The 19,071-nt window shown below is 41.1% G+C and carries 16 protein-coding genes and 3 tRNA genes; 9 read left to right on the top strand and 10 right to left on the bottom strand.

Features of this window, described 5'->3' with window-relative positions:
* Position 1: 1 nt before the first annotated feature.
* From AOLE_RS20825 to pilB, 3 genes are read right to left on the bottom strand one after another with little or no spacing between them, the layout of a single operon-like run.
* A complete protein-coding gene (locus AOLE_RS20825; RefSeq protein WP_013199081.1) occupies positions 2-862 on the bottom strand; it encodes a prepilin peptidase in 861 nt (286 codons plus the stop codon).
* Positions 862-2,088, bottom strand: a complete 1,227-nt coding sequence (locus tag AOLE_RS17820; RefSeq protein ID WP_013199080.1) for a type II secretion system F family protein — start codon at positions 2,086-2,088, stop codon at positions 862-864. Before AOLE_RS17820 ends, AOLE_RS20825 begins: the two co-directional genes overlap by 1 nt.
* 27 nt (positions 2,089-2,115) lie before the next feature.
* Complete coding sequence (gene pilB, locus AOLE_RS17815; RefSeq protein ID WP_023274331.1) at positions 2,116-3,828, bottom strand: type IV-A pilus assembly ATPase PilB; 1,713 nt, start codon at positions 3,826-3,828, stop codon at positions 2,116-2,118.
* A 291-nt stretch (positions 3,829-4,119) separates the two neighbouring features.
* Here pilB and tpiA point away from each other — a divergent pair, with 291 nt between their 5' ends.
* The 9 genes from tpiA to AOLE_RS17770 all read left to right on the top strand — a co-directional run bounded on the left by tpiA (position 4,120) and on the right by AOLE_RS17770 (position 11,053).
* Positions 4,120-4,914 (top strand): triose-phosphate isomerase, encoded by a 795-nt coding sequence (gene tpiA / locus AOLE_RS17810; protein WP_013199077.1) that lies wholly within the window; start codon positions 4,120-4,122, stop codon positions 4,912-4,914.
* A 12-nt stretch (positions 4,915-4,926) separates the two neighbouring features.
* Positions 4,927-5,256, top strand: coding sequence for a preprotein translocase subunit SecG (gene secG, locus AOLE_RS17805; protein ID WP_004795012.1), 330 nt, complete (start codon positions 4,927-4,929; stop codon positions 5,254-5,256).
* Between the two features lie 56 nt (positions 5,257-5,312).
* Positions 5,313-5,397 (top strand) — tRNA-Leu (locus AOLE_RS17800).
* 38 nt (positions 5,398-5,435) lie between these two features.
* Positions 5,436-5,512: transfer RNA gene (locus tag AOLE_RS17795), tRNA-Met, on the top strand.
* An 89-nt stretch (positions 5,513-5,601) separates the two neighbouring features.
* Positions 5,602-5,678: transfer RNA gene (locus tag AOLE_RS17790), tRNA-Met, on the top strand.
* A gap of 215 nt (positions 5,679-5,893) precedes the next feature.
* Positions 5,894-6,421, top strand: a complete 528-nt coding sequence (rimP, locus tag AOLE_RS17785) for a ribosome maturation factor RimP (RefSeq protein ID WP_004795010.1) — start codon at positions 5,894-5,896, stop codon at positions 6,419-6,421.
* 36 nt (positions 6,422-6,457) lie between these two features.
* The gene (gene nusA, locus AOLE_RS17780; protein WP_003654584.1) at positions 6,458-7,942 is read left to right on the top strand and encodes a transcription termination factor NusA; all 1,485 of its coding nucleotides are present in this window, start codon (positions 6,458-6,460) and stop codon (positions 7,940-7,942) included.
* 10 nt (positions 7,943-7,952) lie between these two features.
* Positions 7,953-10,652 (top strand): translation initiation factor IF-2, encoded by a 2,700-nt coding sequence (gene infB, locus AOLE_RS17775; RefSeq protein WP_005301836.1) that lies wholly within the window; start codon positions 7,953-7,955, stop codon positions 10,650-10,652.
* Entirely contained in the window at positions 10,652-11,053 is a 402-nt protein-coding gene (locus AOLE_RS17770) for a ribosome-binding factor A (protein WP_005301838.1), read from the top strand. The genes infB and AOLE_RS17770 overlap by 1 nt, the downstream gene beginning before the upstream one ends.
* A 54-nt stretch (positions 11,054-11,107) precedes the next feature.
* On the opposite strand, the gene AOLE_RS17765 is transcribed toward AOLE_RS17770, so the two are convergent.
* From AOLE_RS17765 to AOLE_RS17735, 7 genes are all read right to left on the bottom strand, one after another.
* Entirely contained in the window at positions 11,108-11,512 is a 405-nt protein-coding gene (locus tag AOLE_RS17765) for a Na+/H+ antiporter subunit G (RefSeq protein WP_013199076.1), read from the bottom strand.
* Between the two features lie 12 nt (positions 11,513-11,524).
* On the bottom strand, positions 11,525-11,800 hold the full coding sequence (locus tag AOLE_RS17760) for a monovalent cation/H+ antiporter subunit F (protein ID WP_004795001.1): 276 nt from the start codon (positions 11,798-11,800) through the stop codon (positions 11,525-11,527).
* Positions 11,797-12,324 carry a Na+/H+ antiporter subunit E gene (locus tag AOLE_RS17755; protein WP_005301847.1) on the bottom strand — a complete coding sequence of 176 codons (528 nt, stop codon included), beginning with the start codon at positions 12,322-12,324 and terminating at the stop codon, positions 11,797-11,799. Before AOLE_RS17755 ends, AOLE_RS17760 begins: the two co-directional genes overlap by 4 nt.
* Positions 12,325-12,326: 2 nt before the next feature.
* The gene (locus AOLE_RS17750; protein WP_013199075.1) at positions 12,327-14,138 is read right to left on the bottom strand and encodes a monovalent cation/H+ antiporter subunit D; all 1,812 of its coding nucleotides are present in this window, start codon (positions 14,136-14,138) and stop codon (positions 12,327-12,329) included.
* Positions 14,138-14,506, bottom strand: coding sequence for a Na+/H+ antiporter subunit C (locus AOLE_RS17745; RefSeq protein ID WP_003654595.1), 369 nt, complete (start codon positions 14,504-14,506; stop codon positions 14,138-14,140). The genes AOLE_RS17750 and AOLE_RS17745 overlap by 1 nt, the downstream gene beginning before the upstream one ends.
* On the bottom strand, positions 14,503-17,355 hold the full coding sequence (locus AOLE_RS17740; protein ID WP_013199074.1) for a monovalent cation/H+ antiporter subunit A: 2,853 nt from the start codon (positions 17,353-17,355) through the stop codon (positions 14,503-14,505). The genes AOLE_RS17745 and AOLE_RS17740 overlap by 4 nt, the downstream gene beginning before the upstream one ends.
* Before the next feature lie 316 nt (positions 17,356-17,671).
* A complete protein-coding gene (locus AOLE_RS17735) occupies positions 17,672-19,063 on the bottom strand; it encodes an AAA family ATPase (protein WP_013199073.1) in 1,392 nt (463 codons plus the stop codon).
* Positions 19,064-19,071: the final 8 nt, after the last annotated feature.

Genomic DNA, 19,071 nt, shown 5'->3' with positions numbered 1-19,071 from the left:
CTTAACCTCCCAAATAGATTTTCATAATCTGATCACCCCATAGAAAGGCAACCCAACCTGCAATGGCAATGTAGGGCCCAAAGGCAAAGGGCTGATTGTCATTGCGTAATTTTAATAAAATGATGCCAATAATTGCACCTAGTAAAGATGACAATAACACAATTAATGGCAGCATCAATGGCCCCATCCACGCACCTAATGCGGCAAGTAATTTAAAGTCACCGTAGCCCATGCCTTCTTTGCCTGTAATCACTTTAAATAAGTAATACACAATCCAAAGACATAAAAAACCAATCAGGTAACCCCAAATGGCTGAGTTAGGTGAGGTGTAAATATTAAAGGTGTTAATGCCTAGACCAAGCGCAGCCAAAGGTAGGGTAAAACGGTCGGGTAGCAGCTGAGTATCAAAGTCTATAAAGGTGAGAGTAATCAGGACCCAAGTCAGGACTAGCCCCAAAAGCATTTGAATGGTTGGACCAAACATCATGACCACAACCAGTGAACATACCATTGTTAATAGTTCAACTGCTGGGTAGCGAATGCTAATAGGATGCTGGCAATGACCACATTTACCTTTTAAAACTAACCAACTGATGACTGGGATATTTTGATACCAACGGATGGGCTGATGGCACTCTGGACATGATGAAGCAGGCTTACTTAATGTCAGTTTTTCATGATCAATGATTGGTTGTTCAGGATTGAGTAGTATTTGACATTCTTGCTGCCAATCTTGTTCCATCATTTTGGGGGTGCGATAAATCACCACATTCAGAAAGCTACCAATACATAGGCTCAATAATGCAACTGCAATATAAAGTGCAGTTAAGTTTTGAATAAAATAAGCAATAATTTCTTGCATTATACAACTGAGCCCATTTGGAAAATTGGAAGATACATAGCAACAACCAGACCGCCTACAAGTACCCCTAAAATTGCCATAATTAAAGGTTCCATCATTGAAGTTAAGCCATCAACGGCATTATCAACTTCATTTTCATAGTAGGTTGCAACTTTATCGAGCATGCTGTCTAGTGCACCAGATTCTTCACCAATTGCGACCATTTGTATAGCCATAGATGGAAAACGATTTGAAACGCGCATCGCAAATTGGAGTTGTTGACCTGTAGCTACATCTTCACGAATTTTCATGACAGCTTGTTCGTAAATAATATTATTGGTTGCACCAGCCGTTGATTCAAGCGCATCAATGAGAGGAACACCAGCTGCAAAAGTTGTTGCTAAAGTACGGCTGTAACGCGCAATAATCGCCTTATAAACCAGATCACCAAAGATCGGTAGTTTCAGGGCAAGTTTGTCTAAACTATCACGGAATTTTTTACTGCGCTTTTTAGCTTCCAGAAATGCTGCAATGATTGCACCGATCACAATAATCAGAATGAACCAGTATTCCTGCATCCATTTCGACATATTTACGACCATTTGTGTAAAAGCAGGAAGATCTGCGCCAAAGGAAGAAAACAGATCTTGGAAGACGGGAACTACTTTAACCATCAAAATAATGGTAACAACCACCGCAACCACAATAACCGTTGCTGGATATTTCATAGCTTTCTTAATTTTCTGCTTAAGCAATTCACTTTTTTCTTTGTAAATTGCCACGCGGTCCAGCATGGTTTCAAGCGCACCAGACTGTTCGCCAGATTCTACAAGCGAGCAAAACAGTTTATCGAAGTGCTGAGGATACTTTCTTAGAGCTGAAGCAAAAGTACTACCACCTTCAACTTCACCTTTAATACCGAGTACCACCTCGCGCATAGCTGGGTTTTCTAGACCTTCTGCCACAATTTCAAAACCTTGTACCAGTGGGACACCAGCTTTCATCATAGTTGCAAGTTGTCGCGTGAAAATCGTGATATCGAGCGTTGATACTTTTTTCTTAAATAAACCTTCAAGAATATTTTTACGCTTTTCCCGAATATTACGAACAGTTACACCTTGCTTGCGTAGGGTGACTTTGGCTAAAGCCATATTTTTAGCCGAAAGTTCCCCCTTAATTTTTACGCCTTTACGGTCAACCCCATCATAAGCAAAAGTCGGCATCAATTGTGCCTTTTTGACAGTCATGACATTATCCTTATTTTAAATTGTCTTTTATTCACTGGTTACGCGATTGACTTCTTGTAAAGAAGTAACACCTTGCATAACTTTCTTTAAACCTGAGCGACGTAGATTATTAAACCCCAGTTTTTCAGAAGCGGCAGCGATTTCTAAAGCATTGCCATCTTCCATAATAATCTTGGAAATCTCAGGTGTGACTTTCATTACTTCATAAATACCAACTCGACCTTTGTAACCCTCACGACATTCTGGACAACCGACGGGTTGAAAAACTTGAAAATCGGGATGTGTCAGATCTTGTTCGGTAAAACCCATTTCCAATAGGCTTTGTTTAGGAATGTCAGTAGGTACTTTACATTGAGAACATAGTCGACGTGCCAAACGCTGAGCAATGACCAGATTGACCGATGTCGCAATATTGAAAGATGGAACTCCCATATTGCGTAGACGAGTCAGTGTTTCAGGCGCACTGTTGGTATGTAGCGTGGACATCACCATATGACCTGTCTGAGCCGCTTTAATCGCGATTTCAGCTGTTTCTAAATCACGAATCTCACCGACCATAATAATGTCAGGGTCCTGACGTAAAAATGACTTAAGTGCAGCTGAAAAAGTCAGACCTACCTTAGGGTTCACGTTAACCTGATTAATGCCTTCAAGGTTAATTTCGACTGGATCTTCGGCAGTAGAAATATTAGAACTTTCAGTATTTAAGATATTGAGGCCTGTATATAAAGATACAGTCTTACCAGAACCTGTCGGACCAGTGATTAAAAGCATACCTTGTGGCTTATCTAATGCTTCCATAAAGAGCGCTTTTTGCTCTTCTTCATATCCTAGAGCATCAATTCCCAGCATAGCACTCGATGGATCGAGAATACGTAGAACTAGCTTTTCACCAAATAAGGTCGGAAGAGAGTTCACACGAAAATCAATTGCTTTAGATTTTGATAGCTTGAGCTTGATACGACCATCTTGAGGGACACGCTTTTCAGAAATGTCCATTTGAGACATCACTTTTAAGCGTGAAGCCAAACGATTGGCCAGCTGCAAAGGCGGATTTGCAATTTGACGCAAAACGCCATCGACCCGATAACGGACCCGATACGATTTTTCATAAGGTTCGAAATGTAAATCAGAAGCCCCCATACGAATCGCATCAATTAATAATTTGTTAATATATTTAACAATAGGTGCTTCATCGCCTTGTGGAGTATCCTCATCCTCTTCTGGAGCAGCTGAGGTATCAAGATCTACATCTAGATCAAATTCTTCATCACTAAACTCGAAATTACTTTCTTCAGTAAATTGCTGTACCAGAATTTTTTCGAGTTTATGGTGCTCGACAATAACAGGCTCAACCATAAGCTTGCTGTTAAAGCGAATAGCATCAATAGCATCAATATTGCTGGGATTACTGGTTGCAACATATAAAATCTGTCCTCTTTGTACGAGAGGCAAGATCCGATGTTTTAAAATCAGTTTCTGATCGACCAAATCTTTAGGAATCTGGCTGGTATCGTAAACGTCCAGATCAAAATATGGTTCAGCAAATTCAATAGAAATTGTCTCAGCTAATAAAGAAGGGGAGAGATTAACCTCTTCAATCAGGTACGCAACAGTATCCTGTTTAGCTCTTTTTGCTGCATCTAATGCTGCTTGCATGGTCGCTGCCGACACATGTTTTTCTTCGATTAATCGTCGAAAAAACCCCGAAAATTTTGGAGATGTATGTATGACTGACATCTGCCTACCTGTGCTCATATGTTTATAATTGGTATATAAAAAATTATACTTTTGTTATCTAAAATTACTACCTGAGAAAATGATGCTCTCGTCTTGATCCGTATATTAAAGCTTGAACCAGTCGAAGTTTTTATTCATTAATTTTTAAAATGCGGAGCTTTAGTCTTAATAAAGTTTTATTACTGTTTTCAAATAGTAGAAAAGATATGAGCAAAGCCGTTAAAGAAAAGTATCTGAAATTTGTAGAAATGCGTGTAGAATGTGCTGCATTTTTGATGAAAGGTGAGCCGTATGTCGGGTTCGACGATTACGCCTTGGGTAGTTGGCAACTGGAAAATGAACCCAATGCGTGCCAATGCCAAACAACTTATAGAAGAATTTAAACAACTATTGCAACAAAACGAAATTGCAGATGAAAGCTGCCATGTCGGAGTTGCTCCGGTTTCTATTGCACTTGCAATGGTACAAACACAATTGCAAGATGCTGCAAAAACAGTATATACAGTTGCACAAGATGTATCGCGTGTAGCAGGTACAGGCGCCTATACTGGTGAAGTCAGTGCAGAATTATTAAAAGATAGCCAAATTAATTTTGTATTGGTGGGTCACTCTGAACGCCGTGATTTGTTAGGTGATAACGTTGAAATTTTGAAGGCAAAACTCCAAAATTCTTTAAATGCAGGCTTAACTGTCATTTATTGTGTGGGTGAAAGTCTCGAACAACGTGAACAAGATTTGGCAGAGCAGGTTGTATTGCAACAAATCTGTGATATAGCTCCTGTAGTGAGTGCAGAGCAATGGCAAAAGCAAATTGTAATTGCTTATGAGCCAATCTGGGCAATTGGTACAGGTAAAACTGCTTCACCACAAGATGCACAGGCAATGCATGCTAAAATCCGTGAAGGTTTAAGTCAGATTACTTCTGCGGGTCCAGACATTGCGATTTTATATGGCGGTAGTGTAAAAGCTGAGAATGCAGTCGAGTTGGCAGCATGTCCAGATATTAATGGCGCGTTGGTTGGAGGTGCTTCGTTAAATGCAGCATCTTTTTATCAAATCGTACATGCCTTTGCACAAAGTAAATAACGAGGATAGGGTATGCACTCTTTTGTACTGATCGTACATATTATTTTAGCGGTACTGATGATTGGCTTGATTCTAGTCCAACACGGTAAAGGTGCGGATGCTGGTGCTTCTTTCGGTGGCGGCGGAGCAGCAACCGTATTTGGCGCATCGGGTTCAGCTAATTTCCTTACTCGCCTTACTGCTATTTTAACGGCATTGTTTTTTGTGACGAGTTTAACCTTGGCTGTTTTTGCGAAAAAACAGACGACTGAGGCATATAGTTTGAAATCTGTACAAACAACAGCACCAATTCAAACAACATCGCCTGAAACTTCACCAAATGCACCAAAAACGGGTCAATAATTTGAAATAGGGCTTTCCTTTTATAATTGGAAGGACTAGAATGCGTCCCACAAGCTGCGGTGGTGGTGGAATTGGTAGACACGCTACCTTGAGGTGGTAGTGCCTTCGGGCGTGGGGGTTCAAGTCCCCCCTTCCGCACCAACTTTGAACCAGAAAGTTGAGTGCAAGCAGTTTTTTGATGCGGGATGGAGCAGTCTGGTAGCTCGTCGGGCTCATAACCCGAAGGTCGTTGGTTCAAATCCAGCTCCCGCTACCAAATTGATTAAGGTGCAACTTAATCAGACAGTATCTAGAAAGTTTACATTGACTTTATTTGATATTTGTATATAATTTTTGCACGTTTGATGCGGGATGGAGCAGTCTGGTAGCTCGTCGGGCTCATAACCCGAAGGTCGTTGGTTCAAATCCAGCTCCCGCTACCAAGTTTCTTAAAAGAGGCTCACAGACAAGTGGGCCTTTTTGCACAGTGGACTATTGTTTTCTGTGCTACATAGGGGCGATTAACGCCCTTTTTTATTGGTTATCGTATCGCTATCGTGTAGTTTCGACATCAATTGGTCAAATAGTCATGCTTCACTATAGTAGGTCTGTGTCGGTTAAAACAACCGATTGAATCGCACGAGAATGACGAGAGTAAATGAAATTATCAAATAAATCCCAAGCATTGCATGACTTAATTGTTCCTGCAGTACAAGCATGTGGTGTCGACCTTTGGGGAATCGAGTTTCTCCCACAAGGTAAACGTTCATTATTGCGTATTTATATCGACAAAGCGGTAAGTGAAGAAGATGCTGAGCCAGTACTTAATGAAGATGGTGAAGTAGAACTAGGCCGTGGTATTGGTGTACAAGATTGTGTGCGTGTAACACAACAAGTTGGCGCAATGCTGGATGTCCATGATCCAATTTCAGGTGAGTATTCATTAGAAGTTTCTTCACCAGGTTGGGATCGTCCATTTTTTCAACTAGAACAGTTACAAGGCTACATCGGACAACAAATTGCTTTGCGTTTGATTGCAGCAGTAGAAAACCGTCGTAAATTTCAAGCAAAGCTTATTGCAGTAGACCTTGAAAATGAAGAAATTCAGGTTGAAGTTGATGGGAAGCACGTGCTTGAGATCGACAGCAACAATATCGATAAAGCAAACTTGATCTATCAAGATTAAATTTATTAAATTTTATAAGAAATCGGTAGGTGACTTATGGGCCGCGAAATTCTTACCGTTGTTGAAACGGTTAGTAATGAAAAAGGTGTTAGTCGTGAAGCGATCTTCGAGGCTTTAGAACAAGCTCTAGTTGCTGCAACGAAGAAAAGATTTTACGAAGGTACGCATGCTGAAGAAGCTCAGCTTCGTGTAGAAATTGATCGTAAAACTGGTGATTACAGCACATTCCGTCAATGGACTGTTGTGGCAGATGAAGATCATGAAATGCCAGCTTGCCAAGATGCGATTTCTGACCTTGATCCATCTAAATGGTCAATTGGTGATGTTCGTGAACTCGAAGTAGAATCTATTGAGTTTGGTCGTATCGCTGCACAAATTGCAAAACAAGTTATCGTACAAAAAATTCGTGAAGCTGAGCGTGCTTTAGTTGCTGATGCATACGAGTCTAAAGTTGGTGAGTTAATTTACGGTGAAGTGAAAAAACAAACCAAAGACGGCTTTATTATCGATTTAGGCGACAATGCTGAAGCTTATCTTGCGCGCGAAGAAATGATTCCTAAAGAAATTCTTCGTCCGAAACAACGTATGAACGCTATTTTATACAATGTGAACCGTGAAGGTCGTGGCGCTCAGTTGTTGTTATCACGCGCTAAGCCTGAAATGTTAATTGCTTTAATGAAAAAAGAAATTCCTGAGATTTCTGAAGAAATTATTGAAATTAAAGCAGCGGCACGTCAACCAGGCGTTCGTGCTAAAATCGCAGTGAAAACAAATGACCATCGTATTGACCCTGTAGGTGCTTGTATTGGTATGCGTGGTACGCGTATTCAAGCAGTACAACAAGAGTTAAACGGTGAACGTATTGATGTAGTGGTCTGGTCTGATGATCCAGCTCAGTACATTGCAAGTGCATTAGAACCAGCTGATGTTTCAGGCATCGTGCTTGATGAAGATGCAAGAAGTGCCGATATTATTTTTGCAACCAGCGATCAATTGGCTCGCGCGATTGGCTCACAAGGCCAAAATGTTCGCTTAGCTTCTGATTTAACTGGCTACAAACTCGACATGATGCTTGAAGAAGAGTATCGTGCTCGTCAGCAAAATGAAGCTCAGCAATATCTTGATATGTTTGTATCACGTCTCGATATTGAAGAAGATTTAGCAATGGCATTGGTGGAAATGGGCTTTACCTCTTTAGAAGAGATTGCTTATGTTCCAGCTGAAACTTTTGACGAAATTGAGCTTGATGCTGAATTGGTTGAGTTATTGCAAAGTCGTGCAAAAGAAGCAGCACTTACTGATGCTTTGAAACAGCAAGAAAATATTCAAGAACCGAGCGCAGACCTTCTCACTATGGAAGGCATGACTTCTGAGATCGCTTACTCGCTTGCCGCTCGCGGTATTATTACTGTCGATGATTTGGCAGATCAAGCTACTGACGATATTTCTGATATTGAAGGACTTGATCATGAAAAAGCAGGTCAATTGATCATGAAAGCTCGCGAATCATGGTTTAACTAGGAGATGAAATATGACGGACAAGTCGATTAAAGAGTTAGCTCTCAGTGTAGAACGTCCTGTTGAGAAGCTCCTAGAACAGGCTCGTGAAGCAGGTTTGCCTCAACGTACAGCAGACGACATTATTACCACTGAACAACAGGATACTTTAGTCAATCATTTGAAAAAAGTGCATGGTCAGGAAAGTGGTAACACAGGAAAAATTGCGTTGAAACGTAAAACAACCAGTACCGCTAAAGTTGCAAGTACTTCAGGTAAAGCAAAAACAATTAACGTAGAAGTACGTAAAAAACAGGTTTTTGCTAAACCAAACCCTGAACAAATTGCAGCTGAAGCTAAAGCACGTGCAGAAGCTGAAGCTAAAGCACGTGTAGAACAGCAAACGCGTGACACTGCACAGCAAAACGCGCGTCTTCAAACAGAGCAAAAAGCAAAAGCAACTTTAGATGCGATGCGTGCTGCTCATCAACAAGATAGCGCTGCTCAGACAGCTCCTAAAGCTGCTGTAGTAGTGAAAAAACGTGGTGGTGGTACAGTAAAACCTGCACCAAAACCAGCAGAAACATTAGAGCAAAAGAAAGCTCGTGAAGCACAAACAGCTCAGTTGAAAGCAACTGAAGAAGCTGCGCGTCGTAAAGCGGCTGAAGAAGCTCAGCAACGTACACTTGAACAAATGCGCAAAATGGCGTCTAAGTATTCAAGTGACGAAGCTACTACCACAATTCGTGTGATTGATGATTCTCCACTTGCTTCAGGTCTAGTAGGCCAAGCTTATGAAGATTCATTCAAGCAAGAAGACCGTGAAATTAAACGCGGTGGTGCAACCACTAACCCTCGTGCGGGTAAAAAAGGTGGTCGTCGTGGTCAAGAAGAGCAAAGCTTTGTTAACCATAACAAACGTGGTTTAAAATCAAGCCAAGCTAATAAGCACGGATTTGAAAAACCAGTTAAAAAGCAAGTTTATGATGTAGAAATCGGTTCAAGCATTGTTGTTGCCGATCTTGCTCAAAAAATGGCGATTAAAGTACGTGAAGTTATCAAAACACTTATGAAAATGGGTGAGTTGGTTAATCAGGAACAAGCTATCGACCAAGATACAGCAGCACTTGTTGTTGAAGAAATGGGTCATAACCCTGTTTTAGTTTCTGATACTCAAGCGGAAGATAACTTGCTTGAAGCGGCTGAAGAAGCTCGTGGTGAGCAAACAACTCGTCCGCCAGTTGTTACCATTATGGGTCACGTTGACCATGGTAAAACATCATTGCTTGACCGTATCCGTCGTTCGAAAGTGGCGGCAGGTGAAGCAGGTGGTATTACCCAGCATATTGGTGCATATCACGTTGAAACAGACAAAGGAATCATTACATTCCTTGATACACCGGGACATGCTGCATTTACTTCAATGCGTGCACGTGGTGCTAAAGCAACGGATATCGTTGTATTGGTTGTTGCGGCAGATGACGGTGTAATGCCACAAACTGCAGAAGCAATTGACCATGCGCGTGCAGCAGGTACTCCAATTATTGTTGCAATCAACAAAATGGATAAAGAATCTGCTGATCCAGACCGTGTGTTAAATGAATTAACAACGAAACAAATCGTTCCAGAAGAATGGGGTGGTGATGTTCCGATTGCTAAGGTTTCTGCACACAGTGGACAAGGTATTGATGAACTCCTTGATTTAATTCTTATTCAGTCAGAATTGATGGAATTAAAAGCATCTGCTGAGGGTGCTGCACAAGGTGTTGTTATTGAAGCGCGTGTTGATAAAGGCCGTGGTGCAGTAACTTCTATTCTTGTTCAAAACGGTACATTAAACATTGGTGACCTTGTTCTTGCAGGTTCATCATATGGTCGTGTCCGTGCAATGTCTGATGAAAACGGTAAGCCGATTAAATCAGCAGGACCATCTATTCCAGTAGAAATTCTGGGTCTTCCAGATGCTCCAATGGCAGGTGATGAAGTTCTTGTTGTAAATGACGAGAAGAAAGCGCGTGAAGTTGCTGATGCTCGTGCTGACCGTGAACGTCAAAAACGTATTGATCGTCAAAGCGCAATGCGTCTTGAAAATATCATGTCGTCAATGGGCAAAAAAGATGTTCCTACAGTGAACGTTGTTTTAAGAACAGACGTACGTGGTACTTTAGAAGCATTGAATGCAGCTTTACATGAATTATCTACTGATGAAGTAAAAGTTCGTGTAATTAGTTCGGGTGTTGGTGCGATTACTGAGTCTGATGTGATTCTTGCTGAATCTTCAGAAGCTGTATTGTTAGGCTTTAACGTTCGTGCTGATACGACTGCTCGTCAGAGAAGTGACCAAGACGGTATCGATATTCGTTACTACAGCATCATCTATGAATTGATTGATGATGTGAAAGATGCCATGAGCGGTAAACTTGCTCCTGAACATCGTGAAACTATCTTGGGTGTTGCTGAAGTACGTGAAGTATTCCACTCAAGTAAGTTTGGCGCAGCAGCAGGCTGTATGGTACTTGAAGGTGTATTGCATCGTAATAAACCGATTCGCGTATTACGTGATGACGTGGTTGTGTTCCAAGGTGAGCTTGAATCTCTTCGTCGCTATAAAGAAGTGGTTGAAGAAGTTCGTGCCGGTATGGAATGTGGTCTTGCGGTGAAAGGTTATAAAGACATCAAAGTGAAAGATAAAATTGAAGTCTATGATGTTCAATTGATTAAACGGAGTCTTTAATGGCGGGTAGCCAACGCTTAAAGCGCATGGCGGATTCAGTTCAACGCGAGTTGTCTGAGCTGATTCGTCAAGAGCTTAAAGATCCTCGCTTAGGTGGTCTAGTGACCATCTCTGCGGTGAAAGTCAGTGCAGACATGGGTTATGCTGAAGTTTATGTCACCGTAATGGGACGTGAGCTTGGTGATGAGCAAAGTGAAGCAGCAAATAAAGAAACTTTAGATGTATTAAATAAAGCTTCTGGTTTCTTGCGTCATGAATTGAGCCGTCGTATCAAGACACGTATTACGCCAAGATTGCGTTTCCATTATGACAAGACGAATGCTTATGGTAACTATATGTTTGGTCTGATCGAAAAAGCGGTAAATGATTTACCGAAACGCGATTCAGACGAAGAACAGTAATATAAAAAATAAAAAAGCCACCTTCGGGTGGCTTTTTTATTGGTGGACTTTTTCCTAGTCTTTAGGAGGGTCCATAGGCGGCTTATTTTGCGAGAAACGCTGACCAATTTTATAACGGTCCCACGGCAAGGGACGTTCAATTGACTCAGGAACTTCTCCACTCAATGAGCGCAAACGTAAATGTAGTGCAGCTTGAGCAATTAAATTTGCTGAAACCGGTGCGGTAATAAAAGCTAAAAGTGTGATCAGTAGCTCGGCAAAACCAAAGCGGCCTTGAAAAGCAAAAAAGATCATAGACGCAATCAAAAAGCTGCCTAATCCTAACGTACTCGATTTTGTGGGTGCATGTAAGCGCATGAATAAGTCAGGCAAGCGCACCATGCCAATCGAGCCGACCAACATAAAGAAAGCGCCAAAAACCAGAAAGACCGAAACAATAATTTCCATTGTAAATTGCATTTTGATCTCTCCTTAATCAATTACATGACCAGTTGTGAAGTAACGTGCTAAGGCTGCTGTAGATACGAAACCTAGCATTGCAACCAGTAGGGCTCCTTCAAATAAAGAGGTCGTCATCCAATAAATGCCTAAAACAACAATGAGGCAAGTTGCATTTAAGAAGAGAGTATCGAGTGCTAAAAGCCGATCTACAATTGATGGGCCTATGACCAATCTGAAGAGGCAAAGTAGCATAGAGATGGTAATGGCAATTGAGCTAATACCTAGAGCATAGGGTAGGATGGTCATGCACTTGCCTCCGTTTTGCTTTTTACATCAAAAATTTCCATAAGTGGAATTTCATAACGTTGTTTGATGTCTTCAATATCAGATTCGGTATTATCCGTGCTCAACGCATGAACCAGAATATCTCCACGTTCCTGATCAATGCCTGCAGAAACCGTACCCGGCGTTGTGGTAATGATCATTGCCAGTAAAGTATTAACCTGCTCATGTTCCGTTTCTAATGGCACACGATACCATTTAGGATGTAAATTTTTGGTAGGTCCTAAAACGAGCTTTGCCACTCGGAAGTTAGAAATAACAATATCCCAAAGCACCACAAAGCATAATTTAATAGCGGGTTTCCAGTGAATATGCGGTGTGCGGGTAATAAACGGTTTGACTAAACGAGGAATAATTAAGCCCAACAGTACTGCCGTCAGAATGTCACTAGCATCAAGACTATGTGACAGCATCAGCCAAAATAAAATGATAAGAACGGAAACAAATGGATGTGGAAACCAGCGTTCAAGCAAATGAGATAACTGCATTTTTATGGCTCCATAGGTTTCAATTGACTTTCATCAACAATGGTAGGCGTTTGTAGTTTGTCCTGTTGCTGAATTTGTCGAAGTTTATATTCCGAAATATGTTCACCATTGAAGGTATCTTTCGAAATAATATCTGGAACGAGGTAAGCATTATGATCTTCAACCTCACCACCATATTTAGTTTCTGGTAGGTAAGCAGGGTCAAATGGTTGTACGCTGATAGTTTCACCATTTTTATCTACTTTAAGAATAGTGTGTTGGTAAAGTGCATGGTCTTGAATCTGCTGGGCAGTACTTAATGTGTAATGCTGAATAGGTGCAGCAAAGACGACATAAGCGATTAAGCCGGCAAGTAACACATAAATCACTTGATCATTACGTGGTGGTGCTCGTTCTGGTAATGCTCGATAAAGAATATAAGCCGGATGAATTGGATCTTCCTCTGGTGGTGTTGCTCGCCAGAACAAGATAAAACCAACTCGCGTTAGAGCAATAATACTTAATAGGCTCACAACAAGCACAACACCAATGATCCAACCTTGGTAGCTGGCTTCGACTGTCGCTTGTAAAATAAATACCTTTCCAAGAAAACCACTAAAAGGTGGTAAACCCGCGAGCATCATGGCAATCAAGAAGTAAGTCAGCATCGCTGCTTTTTCTTGTTTGATTCTTGGGGCAACTTTTAAATGATCTTTAAAATCTCCACGTTGTGAAGTTATCCATCCACAAAATAGATAAAAAGCCGCGCCAATCAGTGTGCTGTGCACTAAGTAATATAAAGCACCAGACCATGCTTGTGTATTTGACATGGCAATTGCTGTGAGCAATGTACCAATTGAAGAAAGTACCATAAAGCCGACAAAGCGACGTAAACGATCTGCTCCAATTGCTGCAATCACACCGTATAGTGAGGTAATCAAACCAATCGGAAGTAACCAGCTTTTTAAGATTTCTTGACTAAGTGCATCGTCAAATACTGTTCCATTTACACGCAAAATCGAATAGATCCCGACCTTGGTCATAATGGTGAATATTGCAGCCACAGGTGTACTTGCAACAGCATAAGTTTTTGGTAGCCAAAAACCTACAGGAAGCATCGCCGCTTTAATGCCAAACACTACAAATAAAAGTAGGGCGCCTGCTACGGCTAATTTGTGTTGATCTGCTTCGAGTGTTGGAATAAGGCGTGAAACATCAGCCATGTTGAGGCTGCCCACACTGCCATAAATCATTCCAAGGCCGATTAAGAATAGGGCAGAGGCTAGAAGATTGATAATGACATAGTGAACGCCAAGCTGAAAACGAGGTTTGCCTTGGCCATGTAAAAGCAAAACATACGAAGCCATCAACAAGATTTCAAAAAAGACGAAAAGGTTAAATAAATCGCCTGTTAAAAATGCTCCGCAGATACCCATTAATAAGAAATGCACCATGGCATGGAAATAGCGACCACGGGTATCCCAATTGTCGCTTGCATACCATAAAACTGGAACGACTAATGCATAGGTCAGTACCAGCATAAAAGCAGAAAGACGATCTAATACGAGCACAATACCAAACGGTGCTGACCATTCACTCAGCTGGTAAGTGGTAATTTGGCCTGTGCTTGCAAAGCTTAAATATACAATTGCGGTAACTAATCCAGCAATTGCAGAAACAAGACTAATGCCACGACGCCATGGTTGTCGCCAGTCATCTTTTAAAGAACCTGCTCCTGGGTTGCCTAGCAGTAATAAGATAAAAGCAGTAAATGCCGGAATGAGAATGCTAAAAATCGGCGCATGTTCTTGCCAGAAAGATAAAAAATCAAACATTACGGCTCATCCTCACGTGGGTCGTATGTTGGAGAGATGTCTTCTTTAGCATCAACATGATCACTACCTGATTCATAACGGCTACGCAGTGCCAGTTGTACAATAAAAGCGGTGGTTGCAAAACCGATCACAATGGCTGTTAACACCAGCGCTTGAGGAAGTGGATCGGTTATTTTTGTTGTCTCAGTTAAAATTGCGGGTGAGCTAATTTGTAATCGGCCCATGGCAAATAAAAATAGGTTTACAGCATAGCCAATTACAGCTAATCCAAGCACGACAGGGAAAGTACGAGCACGTAAAATCAGATAAATACCTGTGGCAACAAGTAAACCAATCGCAGAAGCCAATAAGAATTCTAAACTGATCATGATGATTCCTCCCGATGTGGTACTACAGGACCAGACATACTTGAGTGGCGAGAGTCTCCCAATACCGAGATGAGCAACATTGTTGCACCAACCACGGTAATATAAACCCCTAAGTCAAAACTCGCAGCCGAAGCCAAATGTAGTTTTCCTAAAATTGGTAATTCAACATAGACGTGCGCGCTAGTTAGGAATGGGCGTAACCAGAACCATGCAGCTACACCAGTAAGCCCAGCAATGGTTAAACCTGAACCAATCCATACTTCGTAAAGACGACCTGATTTTGCTTTAAGTAATTGTTCTGTCTGGTCTTGACCTAGCGCAATATATTGAATGATTAACGCCATTGAGGTGATTAGACCTGCAATAAAGCCACCACCTGGATAGTTATGGCCTCGCATAAAGATATAAACACTCACGACAAGCGCCAATGGCAATACCCAAGAGGCTGTAATACGGAACATGAGTGGAGATGGATTAAAACGGTAGGTGAGACCTTGAGTTATGGTTGTACCATGTACACGCATACCATCCATGAGGCAAAGTGAACCAATAGCAGCAATGCCTAGTACTGTAATTTCACCAAAGGTATCGAAACCACGGAAGTCAACTAAAATGACATTTACAATATTTGAGCCACCACCCAGTGGCAAAGACTGCTGCGCAAAGAACCATGAAATCGAATTATGATCACGAGTTAAAATCAGCCACGCAATCCAGCCTATTCCTAAGCCTCCAATAATCGCTAAAGCAGCATCTCTTAAGCGTCTAGAGCGAAGAGATTCATACGGTGTTAACTGTGGAAGTAAAGATAAACTCATTAACAGAAGAACAGTGGTTACAACATCCACGGTAATTTGAGTCAGTGCTAAATCTGGAGCTGACATGGTGACAAACACCATCGTTACCACTAGACCAATTGCACCACTAATAAGGACTGCTTTAATGCGCTCATGATGGAACCACAGCATCATCCAGCAACCTGAGAACAGGGTTAGCCAGAGAACGATGGCAATCCATGGAGCATGAGTAAGTTCACGTGTGCCTGTAGTGAGCCCTTGATTAAGTAGCGGCATAGTGACCATGATGACGCTAAAAGCAATGATCAAGAACAAGTAACTTTGCAATGAGCCATTTTCAGTTTTTTGTTTGATTTTTCGGCTTGTGAGCAACAGATGTTTTAAAAATAAATCAAATAAAATGCGGCCTTGTAATCGACCAAGACGTGGGTCAAGGTCAATTTTACGAATCATGCCATCTTTTGCCAAAGCAAAATAGAACAGTGAGCCGCCCACTAAAGCAATAATACTCATCACAAGAGGAGCATTGAATCCATGCCAAATCGCAAGATGAGTTCCTGCAAATTCTGGTTGCATCAAGCTTGCTCTGGTTACGCTATTTACCAGTGGTTCTACCAACAAAGAAGGTAAAACGCCGACTAGGATACATAGCACAGCAAGAAGAAGGGCTGGTGCGCGCATGCCCATTGGCGGCTCATGTGCATCTTTATTTGGCACTTGCTTACCAATCGGACCGTCAAAAAACACGCCGTGCACTAAACGAATTGAATAACTCACTGCAAAAATACCAGCAAGCGTTGCAATGATGCTGGCAAAGATAACTGCTGAACCTGAAAGATTCGCCAATAGCTCGGTAAAGAACATCTCTTTAGAAATAAAGCCATTGGTGAGCGGTACACCTGCCATAGAGGCAGCGGTGATCATGGTTAATGTGGCAGTGAAAGGGAGTAATTGCCAAATACCACTGAGTTTTCGAAGATCACGTGTACCTGTTTCATGGTCAATGATCCCTGCAATCATAAAGAGTGCAGCTTTAAATGTTGCATGGTTAATAATATGAAAAATAGCAGCAGCAACTGCTAAAGGTGAACCGATACCAAGTAAACAAACAATGAGCCCTAAATGACTAATCGTTGAATAGGCTAATAGCCCTTTTAAATCTTCTTTAAAAATGGCAAAACATGCTGCCATACAAAGTGTAAACAGGCCGATAAATGTCACAATATTGTGATAGATCGCAGCGCCTACAAAAATTGGTAGTAAGCGGGCAAGTAGAAAAATACCCGCTTTTACCATGGTCGCAGAGTGTAGGTAGGCAGACACCGGTGTTGGTGCAGCCATTGCGTTAGGTAACCAAAAATGAAATGGAAACTGAGCACTCTTCGTAAATGCACCAAGCAAAATAAGCAATAGCATTGGAATAAATAGAGCATGGGCTTGAATGGCGTCTTTCATGCCCATGATGTCACTAATTTCATAGGTTCCGGTGATTTGCCCTAATAGAACAAATCCACCCAATAACGCCAAACCGCCCATCCCTGTAATGGTGAGCGCCATTCGAGAGCCGCGTTGCGCAGCTTCATAATGACTCCAGTAACCCACTAATAAGAAAGATGAAATACTGGTGAGCTCCCAAAAGACTAATAAAATAATAAGATTATTAGAGAGCGAAATACCCAGCATTGCTGCCATAAACAGCATGAGTAAAGCATAGAGTTTGCTTAAAGAATTTTTAGGGCCAAGATAGTAATAGGCGTATATGTAAATGAGGGTACCGATACCGGTAATAAGTAAAGAGAATAGTAAACCAAGAGCATCGAGTCTGAAGCTTAGATTAATTCCTAATTGAGGTAACCAATCCCAGCTTTGTTGAATGCTTGCACCACCAAGCACAGTTTTAGCTTGAGTCAGTAATAAACCAAAACTGGTTAAACTGACTCCAATTGCCCCTAAAGCCGTTACTCCACGCGAGAACCGTTGAAGCAATGAAACAAGGGTGGTGCCTAATATTAACGGTAATAAGATAATTATCGGTAGCACACTCGTATCCATATGTGATTTAGGCCGAAACCTAAAGGTGAATTTTTAATTTCAGAATAGATAGGAATTCAAAGAGAGTTCCAAGACTTTGTTATTCTGAAAACCCAACCAAATTAGAAAATAAAGCGAGAAACAAGTTGTATTGCGCAACTTGAAGAATAAAAACGCAAAATGAAATTTATTGTACACTAAAAAAGCAGTAAAAATCTGATGTTATTACATGTAGTAACAACATCTAGTTATTTTTAAAGCTAAAAAAACTGACTTAACCATATATTTTGTGACTCTGCTTTTTAATTATAAAAAGAGAGCCGATTGATTATAAAATTTAAACAGAAGGGCTTTCTTCTGGTGTGTCTCCTGCATGAATCATGCGTAGCAATTCGTTTTTTTGTTGTTCATTTAAACCCTGAATTTGCTGAAATAAAACATCAACCTGTGCTGGAGAGGGAGTAGGGTCTATTAAGCTTGGAAGCTGTGCTTCTATATGTGGAACTAATGACTCACTTCTTTGGAGTAATGTATAGATGTGTTCAAGCTGTTGTTTTGTGGTATTTAAATCGAGATGACTAATTTTACCATGCTCTAATTTTAAACATTGATAGGCCGAGGCATGTTCTAGTAACTCTTCACGACTTCCAGTTGCAATAATTTGTAAGCGTGGGAATGCTTGATGGAGTTTGTTTAAAATTTCTGAACAATGCTGTGCATCGAGTTGTGCATCAATTTGATCAATCAATAAAATTCCTTCACCTTCAAGACAAGGATTTAGGCTTAACGGATTGAGTAAACAGAGCCTGCGGGCAATATCGCCCACTAAAGCAATCCATGTTTTTGTGGTGTTGGAAAGTTGCTGAAAAGGTAGGGTTTGGCCATCATAGTCAGCCATAAGTTGAAGCCTAGGCTGATATTGTAAATATAAGTCTTTGAGCTCAGGCAAAACAATATTTAATGCATTTTTAAGAGCGTAGAGGTTAGGTGCGGTGAGCTGTTTAGGCTGCCCAGATAACTCTTTTTGAAGCTCATTTAATAGTTCTGTCTGATCTTGTGGATCTGATTGCTTAGATTTAATGCGTTGTACTAAATGTGCAGCTTGAGCATTTTCGATATCACTAATTTCGCGTAACCATTCAAAAAAACGAGTGAAGGTTGTGAACGGAACTGGACTAATATCATAGGCTGAAATGGCTTGAGTTATGCCGGGTAAATTTTTATTGAGCAGATTAATATCATTTACAAATCGCTCGGCTGGGTAGTAAGCGATTAAGGGTAATCCTTGTAATGGATCTTTTTTGATGACTTGTTGATAAAGGGCCATAGTCTGGTCAAGTTGTTGAGTTTCAACTTGGCTGATTCCAATGCCACTTGAATTTAGGGTTTTAAAAAGTTTCCAGCTACACAGCGAAGAATCTACCTGTTGTGCAGAAGTACTTTCTGGTAAAGAGCCAATTTCTGGTGGAACTTGAAGGGTCACTTCGATTTTTGACTGTAGACGCGATTGAGTAATGTCTTGGTCAGGCATAACAATACCGGGACTACGTAAATCTTTAAAACGGGCAGGGAACCAAGTTAGAGCATGGTAAGTATGTTTGAGCAACATACTTTTACCCGTTGCTTGTTCACCTAAGATTAAGGTAATCGGCTGTTTTTCATATTGAAACTGTATTTTAAGATCGTGAAACAGAGCAATATGTTTAAATTGGATAGATTCAAGTTGCATAGGCTCAC

This window comes from Acinetobacter oleivorans DR1 (genome assembly GCF_000196795.1).
Lineage (GTDB): Bacteria > Pseudomonadota > Gammaproteobacteria > Pseudomonadales > Moraxellaceae > Acinetobacter > Acinetobacter oleivorans.
Note: the sequence above shows the minus strand (reverse complement) of the source record. Positions and strands in the feature narration are given on the sequence as shown.

Excerpts from the sequence above, each read along its gene's own strand:
- AOLE_RS20825 (WP_013199081.1), bottom strand. The coding sequence starts at position 862 with ATGCAAGAAATTATTGCTTATTTTATTCAAAACTTAACTGCACTTTAT.
- AOLE_RS17820 (WP_013199080.1), bottom strand. The coding sequence starts at position 2,088 with ATGACTGTCAAAAAGGCACAATTGATGCCGACTTTTGCTTATGATGGG.
- pilB (WP_023274331.1), bottom strand. The coding sequence starts at position 3,828 with ATGTCAGTCATACATACATCTCCAAAATTTTCGGGGTTTTTTCGACGA.
- tpiA (WP_013199077.1), top strand. The coding sequence starts at position 4,120 with ATGTCGGGTTCGACGATTACGCCTTGGGTAGTTGGCAACTGGAAAATG.
- secG (WP_004795012.1), top strand. The coding sequence starts at position 4,927 with ATGCACTCTTTTGTACTGATCGTACATATTATTTTAGCGGTACTGATG.
- rimP (WP_004795010.1), top strand. The coding sequence starts at position 5,894 with ATGAAATTATCAAATAAATCCCAAGCATTGCATGACTTAATTGTTCCT.
- nusA (WP_003654584.1), top strand. The coding sequence starts at position 6,458 with ATGGGCCGCGAAATTCTTACCGTTGTTGAAACGGTTAGTAATGAAAAA.
- infB (WP_005301836.1), top strand. The coding sequence starts at position 7,953 with ATGACGGACAAGTCGATTAAAGAGTTAGCTCTCAGTGTAGAACGTCCT.
- AOLE_RS17770 (WP_005301838.1), top strand. The coding sequence starts at position 10,652 with ATGGCGGGTAGCCAACGCTTAAAGCGCATGGCGGATTCAGTTCAACGC.
- AOLE_RS17765 (WP_013199076.1), bottom strand. The coding sequence starts at position 11,512 with ATGCAATTTACAATGGAAATTATTGTTTCGGTCTTTCTGGTTTTTGGC.
- AOLE_RS17760 (WP_004795001.1), bottom strand. The coding sequence starts at position 11,800 with ATGACCATCCTACCCTATGCTCTAGGTATTAGCTCAATTGCCATTACC.
- AOLE_RS17755 (WP_005301847.1), bottom strand. The coding sequence starts at position 12,324 with ATGCAGTTATCTCATTTGCTTGAACGCTGGTTTCCACATCCATTTGTT.
- AOLE_RS17750 (WP_013199075.1), bottom strand. The coding sequence starts at position 14,138 with ATGTTTGATTTTTTATCTTTCTGGCAAGAACATGCGCCGATTTTTAGC.
- AOLE_RS17745 (WP_003654595.1), bottom strand. The coding sequence starts at position 14,506 with ATGATCAGTTTAGAATTCTTATTGGCTTCTGCGATTGGTTTACTTGTT.
- AOLE_RS17740 (WP_013199074.1), bottom strand. The coding sequence starts at position 17,355 with ATGGATACGAGTGTGCTACCGATAATTATCTTATTACCGTTAATATTA.
- AOLE_RS17735 (WP_013199073.1), bottom strand. The coding sequence starts at position 19,063 with ATGCAACTTGAATCTATCCAATTTAAACATATTGCTCTGTTTCACGAT.